The 16,557-nt window shown below is 71.9% G+C and carries 17 protein-coding genes; 8 read left to right on the forward strand and 9 right to left on the reverse strand.

The genetic code is table 11. The annotated features are described in order from the left end of the window. Nucleotides 1-19 precede the first annotated feature (19 nt). The 3 genes from EIY87_RS42660 to EIY87_RS42670 all read right to left on the reverse strand — a co-directional run bounded on the left by EIY87_RS42660 (nucleotide 20) and on the right by EIY87_RS42670 (nucleotide 2,051). Nucleotides 20-430, reverse strand: coding sequence for a VOC family protein (locus tag EIY87_RS42660; RefSeq protein WP_125315693.1), 411 nt, complete (start codon nucleotides 428-430; stop codon nucleotides 20-22). Nucleotides 431-440: 10 nt separating this feature from the next. After that, complete coding sequence (locus EIY87_RS42665; protein ID WP_125315694.1) at nucleotides 441-884, reverse strand: helix-turn-helix transcriptional regulator; 444 nt, start codon at nucleotides 882-884, stop codon at nucleotides 441-443. Between the two features lie 288 nt (nucleotides 885-1,172). Beyond that, entirely contained in the window at nucleotides 1,173-2,051 is an 879-nt protein-coding gene (locus EIY87_RS42670; RefSeq protein ID WP_125315695.1) for a LysR family transcriptional regulator, read from the reverse strand. A gap of 75 nt (nucleotides 2,052-2,126) precedes the next feature. On the opposite strand from EIY87_RS42670, the gene EIY87_RS42675 reads away from it, so the two are divergent. Further along, on the forward strand, nucleotides 2,127-3,614 hold the full coding sequence (locus EIY87_RS42675; protein ID WP_225440391.1) for an MFS transporter: 1,488 nt from the start codon (nucleotides 2,127-2,129) through the stop codon (nucleotides 3,612-3,614). A gap of 302 nt (nucleotides 3,615-3,916) precedes the next feature. Here the strand turns inward: EIY87_RS42675 and EIY87_RS42680 are convergent, their stop codons facing one another. Genes EIY87_RS42680 through EIY87_RS42700 form a run of 5 tightly spaced genes read right to left on the reverse strand, consistent with a single transcriptional unit; the run spans nucleotide 3,917 to nucleotide 7,556 of the window. Further along, nucleotides 3,917-5,344 carry an NAD(P)/FAD-dependent oxidoreductase gene (locus tag EIY87_RS42680; protein WP_125315696.1) on the reverse strand — a complete coding sequence of 476 codons (1,428 nt, stop codon included), beginning with the start codon at nucleotides 5,342-5,344 and terminating at the stop codon, nucleotides 3,917-3,919. Continuing rightward, nucleotides 5,337-5,567, reverse strand: a complete 231-nt coding sequence (locus EIY87_RS42685) for a ferredoxin (protein ID WP_086865695.1) — start codon at nucleotides 5,565-5,567, stop codon at nucleotides 5,337-5,339. The genes EIY87_RS42680 and EIY87_RS42685 overlap by 8 nt, the downstream gene beginning before the upstream one ends. Nucleotide 5,568: 1 nt before the next feature. Further along, a complete protein-coding gene (locus EIY87_RS42690; protein ID WP_125315697.1) occupies nucleotides 5,569-6,186 on the reverse strand; it encodes a ferric reductase-like transmembrane domain-containing protein in 618 nt (205 codons plus the stop codon). Next, nucleotides 6,179-6,976, reverse strand: coding sequence for a DUF4142 domain-containing protein (locus EIY87_RS42695; RefSeq protein WP_125315698.1), 798 nt, complete (start codon nucleotides 6,974-6,976; stop codon nucleotides 6,179-6,181). The genes EIY87_RS42690 and EIY87_RS42695 overlap by 8 nt, the downstream gene beginning before the upstream one ends. Next, entirely contained in the window at nucleotides 6,960-7,556 is a 597-nt protein-coding gene (locus EIY87_RS42700) for a hypothetical protein (protein WP_125315699.1), read from the reverse strand. The genes EIY87_RS42695 and EIY87_RS42700 overlap by 17 nt, the downstream gene beginning before the upstream one ends. 229 nt (nucleotides 7,557-7,785) lie before the next feature. On the opposite strand from EIY87_RS42700, the gene EIY87_RS42705 reads away from it, so the two are divergent. The 3 genes from EIY87_RS42705 to EIY87_RS42715 all read left to right on the forward strand — a co-directional run bounded on the left by EIY87_RS42705 (nucleotide 7,786) and on the right by EIY87_RS42715 (nucleotide 10,798). Continuing rightward, complete coding sequence (locus EIY87_RS42705; protein WP_125315700.1) at nucleotides 7,786-8,346, forward strand: sigma-70 family RNA polymerase sigma factor; 561 nt, start codon at nucleotides 7,786-7,788, stop codon at nucleotides 8,344-8,346. Nucleotides 8,347-8,353: 7 nt separating this feature from the next. Next, a complete protein-coding gene (locus tag EIY87_RS42710) occupies nucleotides 8,354-9,127 on the forward strand; it encodes a zf-HC2 domain-containing protein (protein WP_125315701.1) in 774 nt (257 codons plus the stop codon). A 276-nt stretch (nucleotides 9,128-9,403) separates the two neighbouring features. Then, entirely contained in the window at nucleotides 9,404-10,798 is a 1,395-nt protein-coding gene (locus EIY87_RS42715; protein ID WP_125315702.1) for a DUF1996 domain-containing protein, read from the forward strand. A 630-nt stretch (nucleotides 10,799-11,428) separates the two neighbouring features. Here EIY87_RS42715 and EIY87_RS42720 read toward each other — a convergent pair. Beyond that, entirely contained in the window at nucleotides 11,429-12,481 is a 1,053-nt protein-coding gene (locus tag EIY87_RS42720) for an Lrp/AsnC family transcriptional regulator (RefSeq protein WP_225440392.1), read from the reverse strand. Nucleotides 12,482-12,549: 68 nt separating this feature from the next. Here EIY87_RS42720 and EIY87_RS42725 point away from each other — a divergent pair, with 68 nt between their 5' ends. The 4 genes from EIY87_RS42725 to EIY87_RS42740 are packed head-to-tail and all read left to right on the forward strand — an operon-like array spanning nucleotide 12,550 to nucleotide 16,557. Next, the gene (locus EIY87_RS42725; protein ID WP_125315703.1) at nucleotides 12,550-13,743 is read left to right on the forward strand and encodes a M20 metallopeptidase family protein; all 1,194 of its coding nucleotides are present in this window, start codon (nucleotides 12,550-12,552) and stop codon (nucleotides 13,741-13,743) included. Nucleotides 13,744-13,748: 5 nt separating this feature from the next. Next, nucleotides 13,749-13,946 carry a hypothetical protein gene (locus EIY87_RS42730; RefSeq protein ID WP_191984500.1) on the forward strand — a complete coding sequence of 66 codons (198 nt, stop codon included), beginning with the start codon at nucleotides 13,749-13,751 and terminating at the stop codon, nucleotides 13,944-13,946. Then, nucleotides 13,943-15,358 (forward strand): sodium:solute symporter family protein, encoded by a 1,416-nt coding sequence (locus EIY87_RS42735; RefSeq protein ID WP_125315705.1) that lies wholly within the window; start codon nucleotides 13,943-13,945, stop codon nucleotides 15,356-15,358. Before EIY87_RS42730 ends, EIY87_RS42735 begins: the two co-directional genes overlap by 4 nt. Continuing rightward, nucleotides 15,355-16,557, forward strand: a complete 1,203-nt coding sequence (locus tag EIY87_RS42740) for a metal-dependent hydrolase family protein (RefSeq protein WP_125315706.1) — start codon at nucleotides 15,355-15,357, stop codon at nucleotides 16,555-16,557. The genes EIY87_RS42735 and EIY87_RS42740 overlap by 4 nt, the downstream gene beginning before the upstream one ends.

The raw sequence follows: 16,557 nt of genomic DNA on the forward strand, positions 1-16,557 counted from the left end.
TGCGGGGCCGCGGTCGTGGTCAGCGCAGTTCCTGGATGCGCAGCAGGTTGCCCGCCGGGTCGCGGAAGGAGCAGTCGCGGACGCCGTAGGGCTGCTCGATCGGCTCCTGGACGACTTCGGCGCCACCCTCCTGGAGCTTCGCGAACAGGGCGTCGAGGTCCTTGGTGGCGAGGTTGGCCCCGGCGTAGGTGCCCTTCGCCATCATCTCGGCGATCATCCGGCGCTCGTCGTCGGTCAGCCCCGGCGTCGCGGTCGGCGGCGTCAGCACGATCGCGGTGTCGGGCTGGTTCGGCGGGCCGACGGTGATCCACTGCAGGCCGCCGTACTTGACGTTCTGGCGGACCTCGAAGCCCAGCAGGTCGCGGTAGAAGGCGAGCGAGGCTTCCGGGTCGGTGTGGGGCAGGAAGCTCGAGTGAATGGTGACGTCCATGGTCGTCACACTATGTGTGCGCCTGCGGTCGCGCTTCTCGATTCCTGATCGGTCTGGTGACCTGCTTCGCGACGCACGGTGGCATCCCGACGGTCGCCTCGGCCTGCTGCTCCCGGTAGACGCTCGGGGGCATGCCCACCAGCTCGGCGAACCGGGTGCTGAAGGTGCCGAGCGACGAGAACCCGACGGTGAAGCAGACCTCGGTGACGCTCAGCTCGCCTTTGCGCAGCAGCGCCATCGCCCGTTCGATCCGCCGCGTCATGAGGTACGAATACGGTGACTCTCCGTAGGCCTTCCGGAACTGCCGGCTGAGGTGCCCGGCCGACATGTTCACGCCTTTGGCGAGCGCGTCGACATCGAGCGGCTGGGCGTATTCGCGGTCGATCCGGTCCCGGACACGGCGAAGCAGCGCGAGGTCGCGCAGGTACTGCGCCGAGGCGGCGGTGCTGGTCACGAGGGAATCGTGCCACACGGGGAGCGCTCGGCGGAGTGAACCGGACCGGCTCGGGTCAGCGGGACGCCGGATGTCATGAACGACTCTTTCATGACATCCGGGCCCGGGAGCACGGCGAGACGCCCGGTCGGCCTGGAGCCGCTCGCGGCGGTCGGCGCCGGGGCCCGGGCTGGGGCGGCCGGTCCGCCGACTTCTCCGCGGGCTGGCGCTGGATGTCGTGAACGACTCTTTCATGTCGTCTGGCGCCATGAACGACCCTTTCATGACATCCGGGCCGGCAAGCTCGGGTCAGCGGAGCGCGGTCGTGATCGTCTCCCGCAGCCAGCGTTGCGGCGGGTCCGCGTCCAGGCGCGCGTGCCACGACAGCCGGACCTCCACCTCCGGCAGCTCCGCCGGGACCGGGAACCACCGCAGGCCCAGTGCCGGGCCGTGCCGCTCGGCCAGGCGCTGGGGCAGCAGGCCCACGTAGTCGCTGGTCGAGACCACCAGCGCGGCCACCGCGGACGTCGGCACCACCGCCGCCACCCGGCGCTGCAAGCCCGCTGCCGCGAGGACGTCGTCCAACGGGCCGCGCGCTCGCCCGCGCCGGGACGCCGACACGTGCGGGTAGCGGCACAGCTGCGCCAGCGTCGGACGCCGGTGCTTGCCCAGCGGGCTGTCCGCGCGGACCGCCGCGACCAGGCGTTCGCGGTACAGCACCGCGCTGTGGATGTCCGGGGCCGCGTGCTCGCCCACGCCGATGTCGAGGTCGATCGAGCCGTCGCGCAGTGCCTCCGCGCTTTCCGTGCCCTCCGCGACGAACCGCAGCGTGACGCCGGGCGCGGCCGCCGCCGTCGCTTCGGCCGCCGCGGTCGCCAGGGTGGCCGCCACGCCGTCGTTGATGCGGATCGTGAACGTGCGCTCGAGATCGGCGATCGCCACCTCGGTGCTGATCAGCGCCGACGCCTCCTCCAGCAGCGACCGCACGCGCGGGGCGGTGCGCAGCGCGAACGGCGTCGGGGCCATGCCGCGGCCGGCGCGCACCAGGATCGGGTCGTTCATCGCCCGCCGCAGGCGGCCCAGCGCGCGGCTGGTTGCCGGGATGGACAGGTTCAGGCGCTCGGCCGCGGCCGTGACGCTCCCTTCCCGCAGCAGCGCGTCGAACACGCGCAGGAGGTTCAGGTCCATGGTTGCACTGTACGCAAACCTGCCTTGACGAAGTTGCGTGGCAAGACACCCCGGGACGTCCTTAGCGTCGGCCGCATGGAGTTCAAGAAACTGGTCGCCCTGATGTGCGCGTGCGTCGTGCTCGTCGTCGGGATGGTCGCGGCGGTCAACCTCGCCGTCCCGATGCTCTCCGCGAGCGCGCTGCACCCGTCGGCGTCCGCGCTGGTCTGGATCGTCGACACCTACGTCGTCGTGTTCGCCTGCCTGGTGATCCCCGGCGGCGCCGCGGGCGACCGGTTCGGCCGCAAGGGCGTCCTGCTGGCGGGCCTCGGCCTCTTCGCGGCGGGCGCGCTGCTGTCGGCGCTCGCCCCGGACGTCGCCGTGCTGCTCGCCGGCCGGGCGCTCACCGGCGTCGGCGCGGCCGCCGTGCTGCCCAACTCGCTCGCCGTCCTGCTGCACGCCGCGCCCGCGGACCGGAAGGCGGCCACGATCGCGACCTGGGCGTCGATGACCGGCATCGGCGGCGTCGCGGGCAACGTCGGCGGCGGGCTGGTGCTGTCCGGTGGCTCGTGGCGCTGGCTGTTCGCCGCCGCCGTACCGGCCGCTCTCGCCGCGGCCGCGCTGGTGGCCCGGACAGCGCCGGTCTCCTCGCGCCACGACCGCCCGCTCGACCCGCTGGCCGCGTTGCTGCTGGTCGCCGCGTCGGTCGCGCTGCTCGTGGGGATCGTCCAGGGCCCGGAGGCGGGCTGGGGGAGCGCGGTCGTCGTGACCGGGTTCGCCGCCGCCGCGGTGTTGTTCACCGCCTGGACGCTGCGGGAGCTGAAGGCCGCGCACCCGCTCCTGGACCCCCGGCTGTTCCGGATCGCCGGCCTGCGCAGCGCCTGCCTCGGCATGACCACGGTCTTCTTCGGCATGTTCGCGCTGTTCTACGTCAACGCGTCGTTCCTGCAGTACGCCAAGGGGTTCGGCGTGCTGGGGACCGGCCTGGGGATCGTCCCCTTGACCGTCCCGATCGTCCTCGGCGGACGGCACGTGGGGCACCTGACCCGGCGCATCGGCCTCGACGCGACGGTGGCGCTCGCCTTCGCGTTCGTCGGCGGCGGCCTGGTCGGACTGTCCACGAGCGACGCTCAGACGCCGTACGCGCAGTACGCGGCTTGGCTCGTGGTCACCGGGATCGGCGTGACGCTGGCGCTGCCGACGCTGTCCGGCGTGATCGCCGGGTCGCTGCCGCCCGCGCAGGCCGGCGTCGGCACCGGGCTGCAGGCCACCACCCGCGAGTTCGGCAGCGCGCTCGGCGTCGCCGTCGCCGGCACGGTCATGACCGCGGAGTTCACGGCCGCGCTGCCGCCGGACGCCCGCGGTTCCCGGACCGTCGCGGAAGCGCTGGCCAGGACCGCCCACGCCGCGGACGTCGTCACGGCGTTCGTCGAAGGCACGGACGCGGGGCTGCGCGTGGCCGGGATCGCCGTGCTGGTCCTCGGCGCGCTGGTCGCCGGCGAAGCGTGGCGGCGGCGACCGTCCCGGGAGTTCCCGTTCCCCCGGGACGGCCGTGCACCGGTGCAACCCCGACCGGAGCCGTGACGGCCTCCGCGGCGGCATACCCTTCCACCGCGAAGACCCCCACGGTTCCGTTCGCCGCGGCGGGGAACCCCGTCACGGCGTCGACCCCGGGCCCCCGCCCGGTGCGCCGGAAGAAGGCCACCCCGGGGGCGTCGGGTTCCCTCGGGATGGCCCTCTCCTGGCCCGCCGGGCGCTCGGTTCCGCAACCGCGAGGCGGGCAGGGGGACGCTGGGGCCGGTCACCACACCGCCCAGCCGCGGAGGGGGCGTGGTGACCGGCAAGGGGACGACAGGCCGCCGCGCGCAGCCCCGCCCCGGCTTTCACTACCTCCCCATCGGGATGGCCATGGTCGGCAGCGCCGCTCCGGGCTGCGCGGCGAACGCCGTGGTCGGCGGGGCCGGCAGGGACTGCGCGGGGAACGCCGTCGTCGGGATGTCGTTGGCGAACTCGCTTTCGAACTCGCGCTCGAAGGCCTGGTGGTCGAAGCCGCTGTCGAACTCGGCGGGCACGTCGGCCGCCAGCGCGGCGACCGACGGCTCGGCCACCGGGACCTCGGGCGCGGGCTCCGGCTCGGGCACGTAGTCGGGGGCGGGCAGCCGCCGGTCGAGCTCGGCCATCCAGTCGAGCATCGCCCGCGGCTTGTCCCACGCGGAGATGCCGACGAGCCTGCCGTCGCGGATGAAGCCGGTGATGCCGTCGGCCAGCGACACGGTGTCCTCGGCCAGCGACGGCATCCCGCACATCTGCAGCCGGGTGTCGTACAGCGTCGACCAGGCGCGGGGGAGCGGGGTGAACGGCTTCGCGCTCGAGTGCCCCATCAGCAGGTTGTCCGCGGCGTGCCGCGCCGACTCGACGGCGTTGATCCAGTGCTCGACCCGCCGCGGGGTCTCGTCGAAGCGCAGGTTCGGCCAGCGCGCGATGTCGCCGGCGATGACGACGTCGGAGGCGCCCTCGGCGAACAGCTTCGCGTCGCACAGGACGCCGTCGCTGATGTCGAGGCCGGAGCCGCGCATCCAGTCGACCGACGGGACGCTGCCGATGGCGAGCACGACGACGCTGGCGACCAGCAGCTGGTTGTTCGTCAGGTGCAGCCCGACGGTGTCCTTCGTGCTGATCCAGTGCCGCACTTCGCTCTTCATCGCGAGCTTCGCGCGGTGCTCGTGGTGCGCCTCGACGATGCCGCTGGAGACGCGGTCGCCGAAGCGGTGCAGCGGCGCCTTCGCGTGCCCGACCAGGGTGACGTCCCGGCCGATGTGCCGCATGCTGGCCGCGAACTCGTTGCCGATCAGGCCGGCGCCGATCACGACGGCCGGCTTCTTGCTGGCGTGCAGGCAGCGCCGCACCGCCATCGAATCCTCGACCGTGCGCAGGATCCGCACCCGCGGGTCGTGCCGCGGGGAGCCGGGCAGGTGCCGCGGGTAGACGCCGGTCGCGGCGATCAGGCCGTCGTACCAGAGGGATTCGCCGCCGGGCAGGTGCACGACCCGCTCGGTGGTGTCCAGGTGCGTGACCCGCGCGCCGAGCCGCCAGTGCACGTCGAGGTCGGGCAGGTAGTGCGAAAGGCCTACGTCGCTGGGCCGTTCGGTGCCCATCACCAGTGCCTTGGAGACCATCGGCCGGTGGTAGGGCCGGCGCGCTTCGTCGCCGATCAGGACGATCTCGCCGTCGAAGTTCTGTTCCCGCAGGCGTTCCGCGGCACGCAGCCCGGCGACGCCCGCGCCGACGATGACGATCCGGTCGCCGTCAGCCATCGAGGTCCCCTCTCATCACGACCGCCTGCATCGGGCAGCAGCGGGCGGCCATCTTCGCCTGTTCCATGGTGGTTTCGTCCAGCAGCCGCGTGTGGAAGCGCAGGCGGCCGTCCTGGCCGAGGTCGAACACGTCCGGCGCCTCCATGGCACAGATGCCGTAGAGCTCGCACCGGTCGTTGTCGACGCTGATCCGGGGTCCGCTCCCGGGTAGGCGGAAGGGCATGTCAGGCCACCTGCTCTTCCACGAGGCCGATGCGTTCGAGGGTCCGCGCGGGCATGAACCGCAGCAGCGACACCGTGACCGCCGGGATGAGCAGCGTGATGCCGCCCAGCCAGACGACGGCGAGGTGGCCGTTGGCGATCGAGCCGAACCAGGCGTGCAGCGCGGTCAGCGCCACCGCCGGGTACGCGCAGCGGTGCAGCCACAGCCAGCGGCGGTAGGAGGTGAACCGCTGCAGGCCCGCGGTGAGCGCGATGGCGAGCATGACCTCGAAGCCGACGATGCCGGCGATGTGCCTGCCTTCCTGGCCGGCGAGGAACGGGAGGAACAGGTACTGCAGGGTGTACGGCTGGATCGTCAGGTAGAAGAAGCCCAGCGCGTGGATGCCGCCGAAGATCAGCGTCCCGGTCGCCAGCACCATGTGCGAGCTGCGCAGCGCCTTGCGGCCGGTGACCGAGCGGACCCAGCCGGTGGCGGTGAGCACGCCCCAGGTGAGCGTCAGCATCATGGCCGCGTACGACGCCCGTGCCGCGAAGGCGGCGAGCCCGCGGGCCGCCGGGTCCGTCTTGGGCTGGAACTGCTGCGTGAGGAAGATCGTCGCTTCGTGCCAGGTCTCAACCATGGCTACCCCCGGTTCTCACGGCGGCCGGCCGGCGCGTCGCCCTGGCCCGGCCGCGGTTGCCCTTGATCTGGCGCAGCACGTAGAACAGGCCGCCGCCGACCAGCAGGAACAGCGCTCCCACCACGGCGATCTGCGACGTGTCCAGGCCGAGCGGCTGCCCGACGGGCGCCGCGGTGGTGGAGACGGCCGGCGTGGGCAGCGCCGTGTAGTCGACCATCCCGGTGCTTTCGAGCATCGTCATGTGCCGCATGACGGCCTGGTTGCCGACGGTCGCGAACGCGCGCACGTCGTCGTTGCGCGTGCCGGCGCGCAGCTGCGCGAGGACGGCGAAGACCTGGCCGTGCGCCGCGCGCAGCCGGTTGGCGAAGATGCGGTCGAACTCCGGGCCGGGGGAGGCGTTCATCTCCTCGGCGAGCCAGCCGAGCTGCTCGGCGGAGGGCTGGTCGGGGACCGGCGAGTTCAGCTTCTGCGACAGCGCGCGCGTGGCGACGTCGAGGCGGCCGTGGTCCATCATGATCGCGAAGCCGACGGCCTGGACGATCGGGCTGCCCTTCTGCATCGCCATCATGCCCGAGGGCATTTCCCAGAGCCCGGCCTGGCGGACCTTGGTCAGCAGCACCGCGTCGGTTTCGGACACCTCCGCGGTCTGGGCGGTGGAGGTCACGGCCACCGACGCGAGCAGCGTCAGCACCGCGACCAGGACGAACACGACGCGGACGAAGGGACGGGAGCGGCCGGCGGCGGGCCGGAGCGCGAAGTCCGGCCCGGCGAACTCAGACGCCGAAAGCATTCTGCCTCCACTCGTCCTGCGTGAGCGTGATCTTGGTGCCGTCCGGCGCGATCGGGTACCAGGCCTGGTCCGCGCCCTGGCCGGAGGTGTCGGCGGGCTCGCTGTCGCCGGCGAAGTGGTACAGCGGCCAGCCGGCCAGGGTGAGCTGCTGGGTGCCGTCGTCCCGGGTGATTTGGCCGATCAGGGACTGGTCGACGTCGACGGGGGCGAGGGTGCCGCCGGCCTTGACCGGGATCCACTTCGCCGCGCACCCGCCGGTGCAGTTCGACCGCGGGGGGTTCGTCGTGTCGCGGTCGTAGCGGTAGATGGTGAAACCGGTGCCGTCGACGAGCATGAGCCCGAGGTCGAACGTCTTCGCGGCCCTGAGCTGGCTCTTCGCCGGGTCGTTCGGCGTGGCGGTGATGGGCTGCGGCATCGCGATGGTCATCGGGGCCTGCATCCCGGGCATCTGCATCCCGGCGCCGCCGCCGGCGTACCCGCCGGCCGAGGTGGTGGCCGCGCCGGCGGTACAGGCGGTGAGCAGGGCGAGTGCGGTGAGGCACACGGCGGCGGGGACCGCCGTTCGGGGAATGCGGATCACTGCTCCTCCGGAGGGCATGACTACGCGCTGTACCGTGAGGTGCAACGGAAAAGCGCGCGAAGGATCCACAGTGGACATTTGGTCCGGGGTGGATGCGGAGCGTTGCGGGGGACAACGCCTTGTCGGGGTCTTCGGTAGGGGATACGGACACGGTCCGGAAACGGTTCAAAAAAGTTTCGGGACCGTTTGGTACTGGACGTAGGCCCTTCGGAGCACCAGGATGTCCGGCGTGGGACGGCACACCCGAGCGCTGAGACCCGTTCAAGATCAGGAAGTCGTTGCCGAGTTCAACGACGCCTCCGACGACTTGGCGAAGGCGCTCTACCAGGAGTTCGGCGGGTCCCTCATGGCGTTCGCGCTGCGGCTGACCGGCCACGACCGGCAGTGGGCCGAAGACGTCGTGCAGGAGACCCTGATCAAGGCGTGGCGGAACGCGGACAAGCTCGACCGCCGGCCGGAGATGCTGCGTGCCTGGTTGTTCACGGTGGCCCGGCGGATCGTCATCGACGGCTGGCGCAGCCGCAGTGTCCGGCCCCAGGAGCTCGAGGAGATCGAATCCGACGCGATCGCGGTGTCCGACGAATCGGACCGGACGCTCGCCGCGATGATCGTTTACGAGGCGCTGCAGGGCCTTTCGCCCGAGCAGCGGGAGGCCATCCAGCAGACCTACCTGCGCGATCGGACCGTGAACGAGGTCGCGGCGACCCTCGGCGTACCCCCGGGCACCGTCAAGTCCCGCATCCACCACGCCGTCCGCGCGCTGCGCCGGGCCCTGCGCGAGCGGGGGTGAAGTGAGGGTGGCCGGGTCCGCACACACCGATGTCGCCGCGTACGTGCTCGGCGTCCTCAGCGAGGCCGAGAACACCCAGTTCGAAGCCCACCTGATGAACTGCCCGCACTGCCAGCTCGACCTGATCGAGCTCTACCAGCTGCCGGACGTCCTCGACCTGGTCAAGCGCAGCTGGCCGGAACCCCCGATGCCCGCGCCGGGTCCGCGGACCCTGGCGCCCGGGCCGCGCGTGCTGCGCGGCCTGATGGAAGAGGCCACGGTGAAGCGACGGCGGCGCAAGCGGCTCGGCCTGCTGGCCGGCGCCGCGGCCGCCGCCCTCGTCGTGGCCGGCCCGCTCGTGACGCTGGCGGTCCGGCCCGCCGACGCCGTCCCGCCCGCGTCGCTGGCCGCGCCGAGCAGCAAGCAGGCGCCGCCGGAGACGGGCGTCCTGGCGACGAGCGTGCCGCCGGCCCAGCCGGGTGGCGGGCAGACCTACGGGCGCGGCAGCGGCGGGTCCGCGGTCAACGCCCTCGTGACGGTCTCGCCGGTGGAGTGGGGCAGCCGCGTCGAGCTCGAGCTGCGCGGCATCGTCGGGCCGGTGAAGTGCCAGCTGGTCGCGATCTCCACGGCCGGCGACGAGCGCGTCGTCTCCAGCTGGGCGGTGCCGCCCAAGGGGTTCGGCATCCCGGGCTCGCCCGAACCGTTGCGGCTGCAGGGAACCATCTCGCTGGCGATGGACCAGATCTCGCGCTTCGAGGTCCGGGGTGACGACGGTTCGGTCCTCGTTTCCGTGCAGCGCTGACTCTTTCTTTTCCCGATAACGCGATGACCTGGATGAATGCTGCCCGGTTGCGTTCCGCTTGATAACGAACAGATAACGGACCGGTCGCTTTTGAACCTCTAGGCGCTGGGGTCCGTATCCCCCAATGCATCCCCCGATGCGTCCCGACGCGGCGGAACCACCCGACCCGAACCCCGGTTCCGCGCGAATCTCGACGTCAAAACAACGGTAGTTCTTGCCCGGGCTGCCGCGCTGCTGAAGCGCGCGCCCGGAAAAACGAACGAGGTGAACTAGTCTATGGCCCGGAATTCTCGGTCCCCCGTGACGGGCAAGCACCGCGTTGCCCGCCGAACCAAGATCGCGATGGGTGCGATCGGCCTGGCGATCGCCGTCGGCGCGCTGGCCGTCGCGGTCACCGCGGGCCGCACGGGCGAGGCCAGCGCGGACCCCGCGGACCCGTCGTTCTTCATCGACATCACCAAGGTTCCCGCCGGCAACAACGTCAACGCGGCCTTGAAGAAGAAGGGCGCGCAGGGTTCCTTCACCGTCGACTGTGGAACGAACGCGGACGGCGCGCACCACAACCCGGACAACTTCATCGCCCAGCCCGGGATCAAGAACGGTGCCCAGCACCTGCACGACTACGTCGGCAACGTGACCACCGACGCGGACTCGAACCTCAAGAGCCTGCTCGCCGGCGACACCACCTGCAAGAACGGTGACCAGTCCGCCTACTTCTGGCCGGTCATCCGCATCGACCGCGAAGACGACGCGGCCAACGAGAGCGAAAACCAGCAGGCGCAGCAGAAGCAGCGGGGCAAGACCGGCGACGTCCAGCAGGACCAGAGCGGGCAGGACGCCCAGGCCGCGCAGGAGCAGGACCAGCGCCAGCGCGACGGCCGCGGCGGTGGCCGGACGAGCGCCGGGCGCACCGGCGACCAGAACGCCCAGCAGCAGGACGGCCAGGACCAGAACCGCGACGGGCAGCAGGACCGCCGTCAGCGGAACCAGGACCAGAACAACCAGGACCAGAACAACCAGCAGCAGAACGGCGACCAGCAGAACGGCGACCAGCAGAACGGCGGCCAGAACCAGGACCAGGGCCAGCAGCAGGAAGAGCTGGGCGGTCCCCAAGGCGCGAACGAAGAAGTCGGCGACAACGACGGCGAGATCATCGAGCCGGAGTCGGCGACCCTGAAGTTCATCGGCGGCGGCGCCCAGCAGGTCACCGCGATGCCGCTCGGCCTGCGCGTCCTCTACGGCGACGCCAAGCAGAGCACCAACGGCCCGGCGAACGCCCGGCCCAGCTGGACGTGCACCGGCTTCGAGGACCGGCTGACCGACCTTTACCCGATCTGCCCGCAGGGCAGCAAGGTCGAGCGGATCCACGCGTTCCCGAACTGCTGGGACGGCAAGAACACCGACAGCGCGAACCACCGCACGCACATCGTGTTCGCCGACCAGCAGGGCAAGTGCCCCAAGGGCTTCAAGAACGTGCCGCAGCTGCAGGTGACGCTGGTGTACGACGTCCCGCAGGATGTCCAGCAGAACGGGCAGTACAAAGTGGACGCGTTCGCCCAGGAGAAGCACAACCCGCGGTCCGACCACGACGACTTCGCGAACGTGATGAGCAAGCAGATCATGGGCCGCCTGGTCAACTGCATCAACTCCGGCAAGGCCTGCGCCGAATAGACCCCGGCCCGGCGGACCCTTCCCCCCACCTCACCCCCTTCGGTCCGCCGGGCCGGTAGCACCACCCTCGAAAACCGCGGGACCCGTCGGTCCCGCACCCCGAAACCCCGGTCCGGTGGACGCTTTCCCTCCACCTCACCCCCCAGTCCACTGGACCGGGATCACCACCCCGACCCGGCCGAGCCCGGGTCAGCGAAGGAGGAACCGGCTGGAGTCGCTCCCGCCCCGCGAGTTCCGGCCCGGTGGACGTCTTCCCTCCACCTCACCCCCGCGTCCACCGGCGCCGGAACTCGATCCCTCCCAGGAGTTTTGACCGACCAAAGTGGACGCGAGAGCACCCGGCAAGCGAGATTCGCTCCCAGCGCCAAGCGATCCCCGCCCCGCAAGCGAAATTCACCTCGGCATCGGTACCCGGCAAGCGAGATCCGCCCCCCAGCACCAAGCGATCCCGCCCCGCAAGCGAAATCACCTCCGCCCCGGTCCGCGGCAAGCGGGATTCCCCTCCCCGTCAAACGAACTCCGGCCGCCGAGCACCCGGCAGGCAAGTCCGCCAGCACCGGTCGATGGCCCCTCCGGCCCCCGGTCCCCGAAGCCCCGGTCCGGTGGATGCTTCCCTCCACCTCACCCCCCTCATCCCCCGGACCGGCCCCCGTCGCGGTCCCCGTGCCCCGGCACGGGGACCGCGGCCCAGAAGTCCAGCGGCACCCGTCCCGCTCCGCGACCCGACGCGTCGAGCAGGCGGCCCATCAGCTTCACGCTCCGCAGCGTCACCGCCCGCCCGGTGATCTCCAGCCACGGCAGCTTCGCCGCCAGCAGCGCCTCCACCGCGACCGTGTCGTGCTGGGAAGGCAGCCACAGCACCAGCATCAGGTTCGCCGCCCCGGTCAGCGCCGCGCACATGCGGACCTCCGGCAGCATCGCCAGCGACCGCGCCGTCGTCTCCAGCTTGTCCGGCGGGACGCGCAGCCACAGCGTCACCGTCACCGGCGCCGGGGAGGCCGAGCGGGCGATCTCGCACCGGACGCGGATCGCGCCGCGGCCCAGGAGGGTGTCCAGCCGGCGCCGGACCGTCGTCGCCCCGACGCCCAGCGAAGCCGCCAGTGAGGCCGCCGACGCGCGGGCGTCCGCGCCGAGGGCCAGGATCAGCGCCCGGTCCGCGTCGTCGAAGCGCAGGGGCGCGCGGTTCCTCGCGGGCTTCGCCGAAAGCGCCTCGCGCTGGCCCGGCGAGATCGCCCGGACGCGCCACCGGCTGCCTTCGGTGAACATGCGCGGGGACAGCACCGTCCGCGTCCGCACCACGCCGGGCACCGCGGGCGTGTACGCGGCCAGCTCGCGCAACGTCGGCGTGACGACGTGGGCGAGCAGGTCGCACGGCCCGGCCAGGTACTCGACGGTGGCCACGCGCGGGTCGGCGGCCAGCGCGGACGCCACCGGGAGCGCCGCGCCGGGTTCGCAGTCGATCTCGACGAACGCCAGCGACAGCCGCGCGGTCAGCTCGCCGCCGACGTACGCGGTGAGCCACGCGTCGCCGCGGTCGACCAGCGCGTCCCAGCGGCGGGCGGCGGTCACCGCGCCCACGCCGAGCGCCTGGCCGAGCGTCGACCAGGACGCCCGCGGCGCGGCCTGGAGCGCGTCGACCAGTTTGAGGTCCTGCTCGGCCAACATGGCGGATTCTTCGCTCATCGGGCCCCGCATCGGTGGTTCCGGTGTTTTTCCCCGGCCATTGTGCTCGACACTTGCATGATCAGCGGATGACCCTGCGCTCGGACGCCGCCGCCCTGCTCGACGATCTGGTCGCCCTCCGCCGCGACCTGCACCGCATCCCCGAGATCGGCCTCCACCTGCCCCGCACCCAGGACCGGGTGCTCGCGGCGCTGGACGGCCTGCCGCTGGAAGTGAGCCTCGGCAAGAACCTGTCGTCGATCACCGCCGTGCTCCGCGGCGGCAAGCCCGGCGGCACCGTGCTGCTGCGCGGCGACATGGACGCGCTGCCGGTCACCGAGGCCAGCGGCGAGGAGTTCAGCTCGACCGTCGACGGCGCGATGCACGCCTGCGGCCACGACCTGCACACCGCCGGCCTGGTCGGCGCGGCCCGGCTGCTCGCCGCCCGGAAGGACGACCTGCCCGGCGACGTCGTCTTCATGTTCCAGCCCGGCGAAGAAGGCTGGGACGGCGCCGGCCACATGATCGAGGAAGGCGTGCTGACCGCGTCCGGCAAGCACGTCGACGCCGCGTACGGCCTGCACGTCTCGGCCGCGAGCTACGCGAAGGGCCACTTCGTCGCCCGGCCGGGCACGCTGATGGCGGCCTCGGGCGCGCTCGCGGTCCGCGTGCTCGGCGAAGGCGGCCACGGCTCGTCCCCGCACGACGCCCGCGACCCGATCCCGGCCGCCTGCGAGATGGTGACCGCGCTGCAGACCATGGTCACGCGCGCCTTCGACGTCTTCGACCCGGTGGTCGTCACGGTCGGCACGTTCCACGCCGGCACCCGGCGCAACATCATCCCGGACGACGCGAAGTTCGAAGCCACCCTGCGCTCGTTCTCGCCGGAAGTCGCGGCGCGGGTGGGGGAGCGCGCGGTCGGGGTGTGCCGGGGGATCGCCGCCGCGCACGGCCTCGACATCGAAGTCACCTACGAACCCGAGTACCCGGCGACGGTCAACGACAGCGCGGCCTACGACTTCGTCGCCGACACGATCCGCGACGTCTTCGGCGCGGAACGGTTCACCGAGATGGCCGATCCGATCACCGGTTCGGAGGACTTCTCCCGCGTGCTCGAACGGGTTCCCGGCGCGTACCTCTTCCTCGGCGCCTGCCCGACGGACCCGGAAACCGCGCCGGACAACCATTCGCCGCGCGCCCGCTTCGACGACAGCGTGCTCGGCGACGGCGCCGCGCTGCTGGCCGAGCTCGCCGTGCGCCGCCTCGGGCTCCTGGCCGGGTGACCCGCGTGCGCAGCTACCACTGGCCGCCGCTGCTCCCGGTCGTCGCGCTGGTCCTGATGCCGTTCCTGCCGTTCGTCAACACCACCGGGCTGTGGCTCGGGCTGCCGCGGATGGTCGTGTGGGGCGCGTTCTGGTGCCTCATGTTCACCCCGGCGCTGCTGCTGTCGGAACGGCTGATGCGCGGACGGGAGGACGAAGGATGATCCTCGCCTTCACCCTCGCCGGCATCGTGCTGATCGGCGTGCTCGGCTTCGTCGGGCGCCGCCGCCCGGCTGCGGACCTGGCGGAATGGACGGTCGGCGGCCGGAAGTTCGGCGCCGTGACGATGTGGTTCCTCCAGGCGGGGGAAGTGTTCACCACCTTCACCTTCCTCGGCATGGCGGGCCTCGCCTTCTCCGGCGGCGTCGCCGCGATGTACGCGCTGCCGTACGTGCCGATCGCCTACGTCGTGCTGTTCTTCCTCGCGAAACGCCTGTGGACGATGGGGAAGGACCGTGGCTACCTCACGCAGGGCGACTTCCTCGAGGACCGCTACGGCAGCCGGGCGCTCGGGACGCTGTCCGCGGTGCTCGGCGTCGTGTTCGTGCTGCCCTACCTGCAGCTGCAGATCACCGGGCTGGGCCTGATCGTCCGGCTGGTCACCGGCGACAGCGCGTCCGGGACGCTGAGCATGGTCGCCGGCAGCGTGCTGGTGGTCGCGTTCGTGCTGTGGGCCGGGCTGCGCGGTGTCGCGGCGACGTCCTACTTCAAGGACGGCATCATGCTGGTCGCGCTGGTGGTGCTGATCATCGCGGTGCCGACGCACTTCGCCGGCGGCATCGGAGGAGTGTTCCACAAGATCGAACAGCTGCACCCAGAGAAGCTGATCGTCCACAGTGGACCGAACGACCACGTCTGGTTCGTGACGAGCATGCTGGTCAGCGCGATCGGCGTCGGGCTGATGACGCTGCCGCACTCGTGGCCGGCGCTGATGTCCGCGCGCGACCCGAAGGTGCTGCGGCGCAACTACGCCTGGATGCCGGTCTACGAGCTGTGCCTGCTGCTGCCGATGGTCGTCGGGTTCGCCGCGATCCTCGTGGTGCCCAAGGGGAGTGACCCGAACGGCGTACTGCTGACGCTGTCGAAAGACGCACTGCCGACGTGGGTCACCGGCGTCATCGTGGTCGCCGCGACGGCCACCGCGATGGTGCCGGCGGCCGGGATCCTGATCGGCATCTCGTCGCTGGTGGCGCGCAACATAGTCCGCGTCTCGAGCGGCCGCAAGCAGTTCTGGATCAACCACGGCACGGTTGTGCTCGCGAGTACCCTTGCCCTCGTGCTCGGCATCTTCCGGCCGGACCTGCTGGCCAACCTCCTGTTGCTGACCTATTCGGGGTCGGTCCAGCTGGCCCCGGCGAACCTGCTGGGCTTCCTGAAGCGGGTGCCCGTCGGCAAGGGCCCGGTGTTCGCCGGGCTGATCGCGGGCGAGCTCGTCGTCATCTGGCTGACCTTTGTGGACAAGCACTTCGCCGGCACGGTCAACGTCGGCCTGATCGGGCTCGGCGTGAACGTCGTCGTGCTCGCGGCGGCCGCGGTGGTCGCGCCGCGCAAGACTGCTCTCGTGGAGGCGGCGTGACGCGCACGGTGTTCACCGGTGGTTCGGTCTTCGACGGCACGGGCGCCGAGCCGGCGGCGGCCGACGTCGTGGTCGAGCACGGCCGGATCGTCGACGTCGGCACCGGCCTCGACGGCGACGAGGGCGTCGACTGCGCGGGCGCGGTGCTGCTACCCGGGCTGTTCGACTGCCACGTGCACGTCACGGTGTCGGACATCGGGCTGCTCTCGCGCGTGCAGAAGCCGTTCTCCTACCAGTTCTACGAAGCCGCGCGGAACCTGTGGGCGACGCTGGGGCTCGGCATCACGACGGTCCGGGACGCCTCGGGCGCGGACCTCGGGATCAAGCAGGCGGTCGACGACGGGCTGATCCCGGGCCCGCGGCTGCAGATCTCGGTCGGGCTGATCAGCCAGACCGGCGGCCACGGCGACAGCTGGCACCCGTCCGGGCTGTGCGTGCCGCTGCTGGTACCGCACCCGGGCCGCCCGGACGCCACGGTCGACGGCCCCGACGAGATGCGCCGGGTGGCGCGGACGCTGCTGCGCGCGGGCGCCGACGTCCTCAAGGTGTGCACGACCGGCGGCGTGCTTTCCCCGCGCGACGACCCGCGCCACTCGCAGTTCAGCCCGGAGGAACTGGACGTGCTGGTCGCCGAGGCGTCGATGCAGGGCCGCCCGGTGATGGCCCACGCCCAGGGCGCGGCGGGCATCAAGAACGCGGTCCGCGCCGGCGTCCGGTCCATCGAGCACGGCATCTACCTCGACGACGAGGCGATCGAGCTGATGCTCGGCCACGGCACCTGGCTGGTGCCGACCCTGATCGCCCCGGTCAACGTGGTCCGCGCGGCCGACGCGGGCGTCGACCTGCCCGCCGCGGTGGTGGCGAAGGCGCGCGAGGTGGTGGAGGTGCACCGCGACGCGGTCCGCCGCGCGTACGCGGCCGGGGTCCGGATCGCGATGGGCACCGACAGCGGCGTGGGCCCGCACGGGACGAACCTCGAGGAACTGGCCCTGATGGCGGCGTGCGGCATGACCCCGGCGGACGTCCTGGAGGCGACGACGTCCTCGGCGGCCCGCCTGATGGGCCTGGACGGCGAGCTGGGCCGCCTGGAGCCGGGCCTGCGCGCGGACCTCGTGGTGGTGGCGGGCGACCCGTACGACTTCCCGGCGCTGGCGTCGAACATCCGGGAGGTCTGGAAGGACGGCGTCCGGGTGGTGTGA

The sequence above is a fragment of the Amycolatopsis eburnea genome, from assembly GCF_003937945.1.
GTDB lineage: Bacteria > Actinomycetota > Actinomycetes > Mycobacteriales > Pseudonocardiaceae > Amycolatopsis > Amycolatopsis eburnea.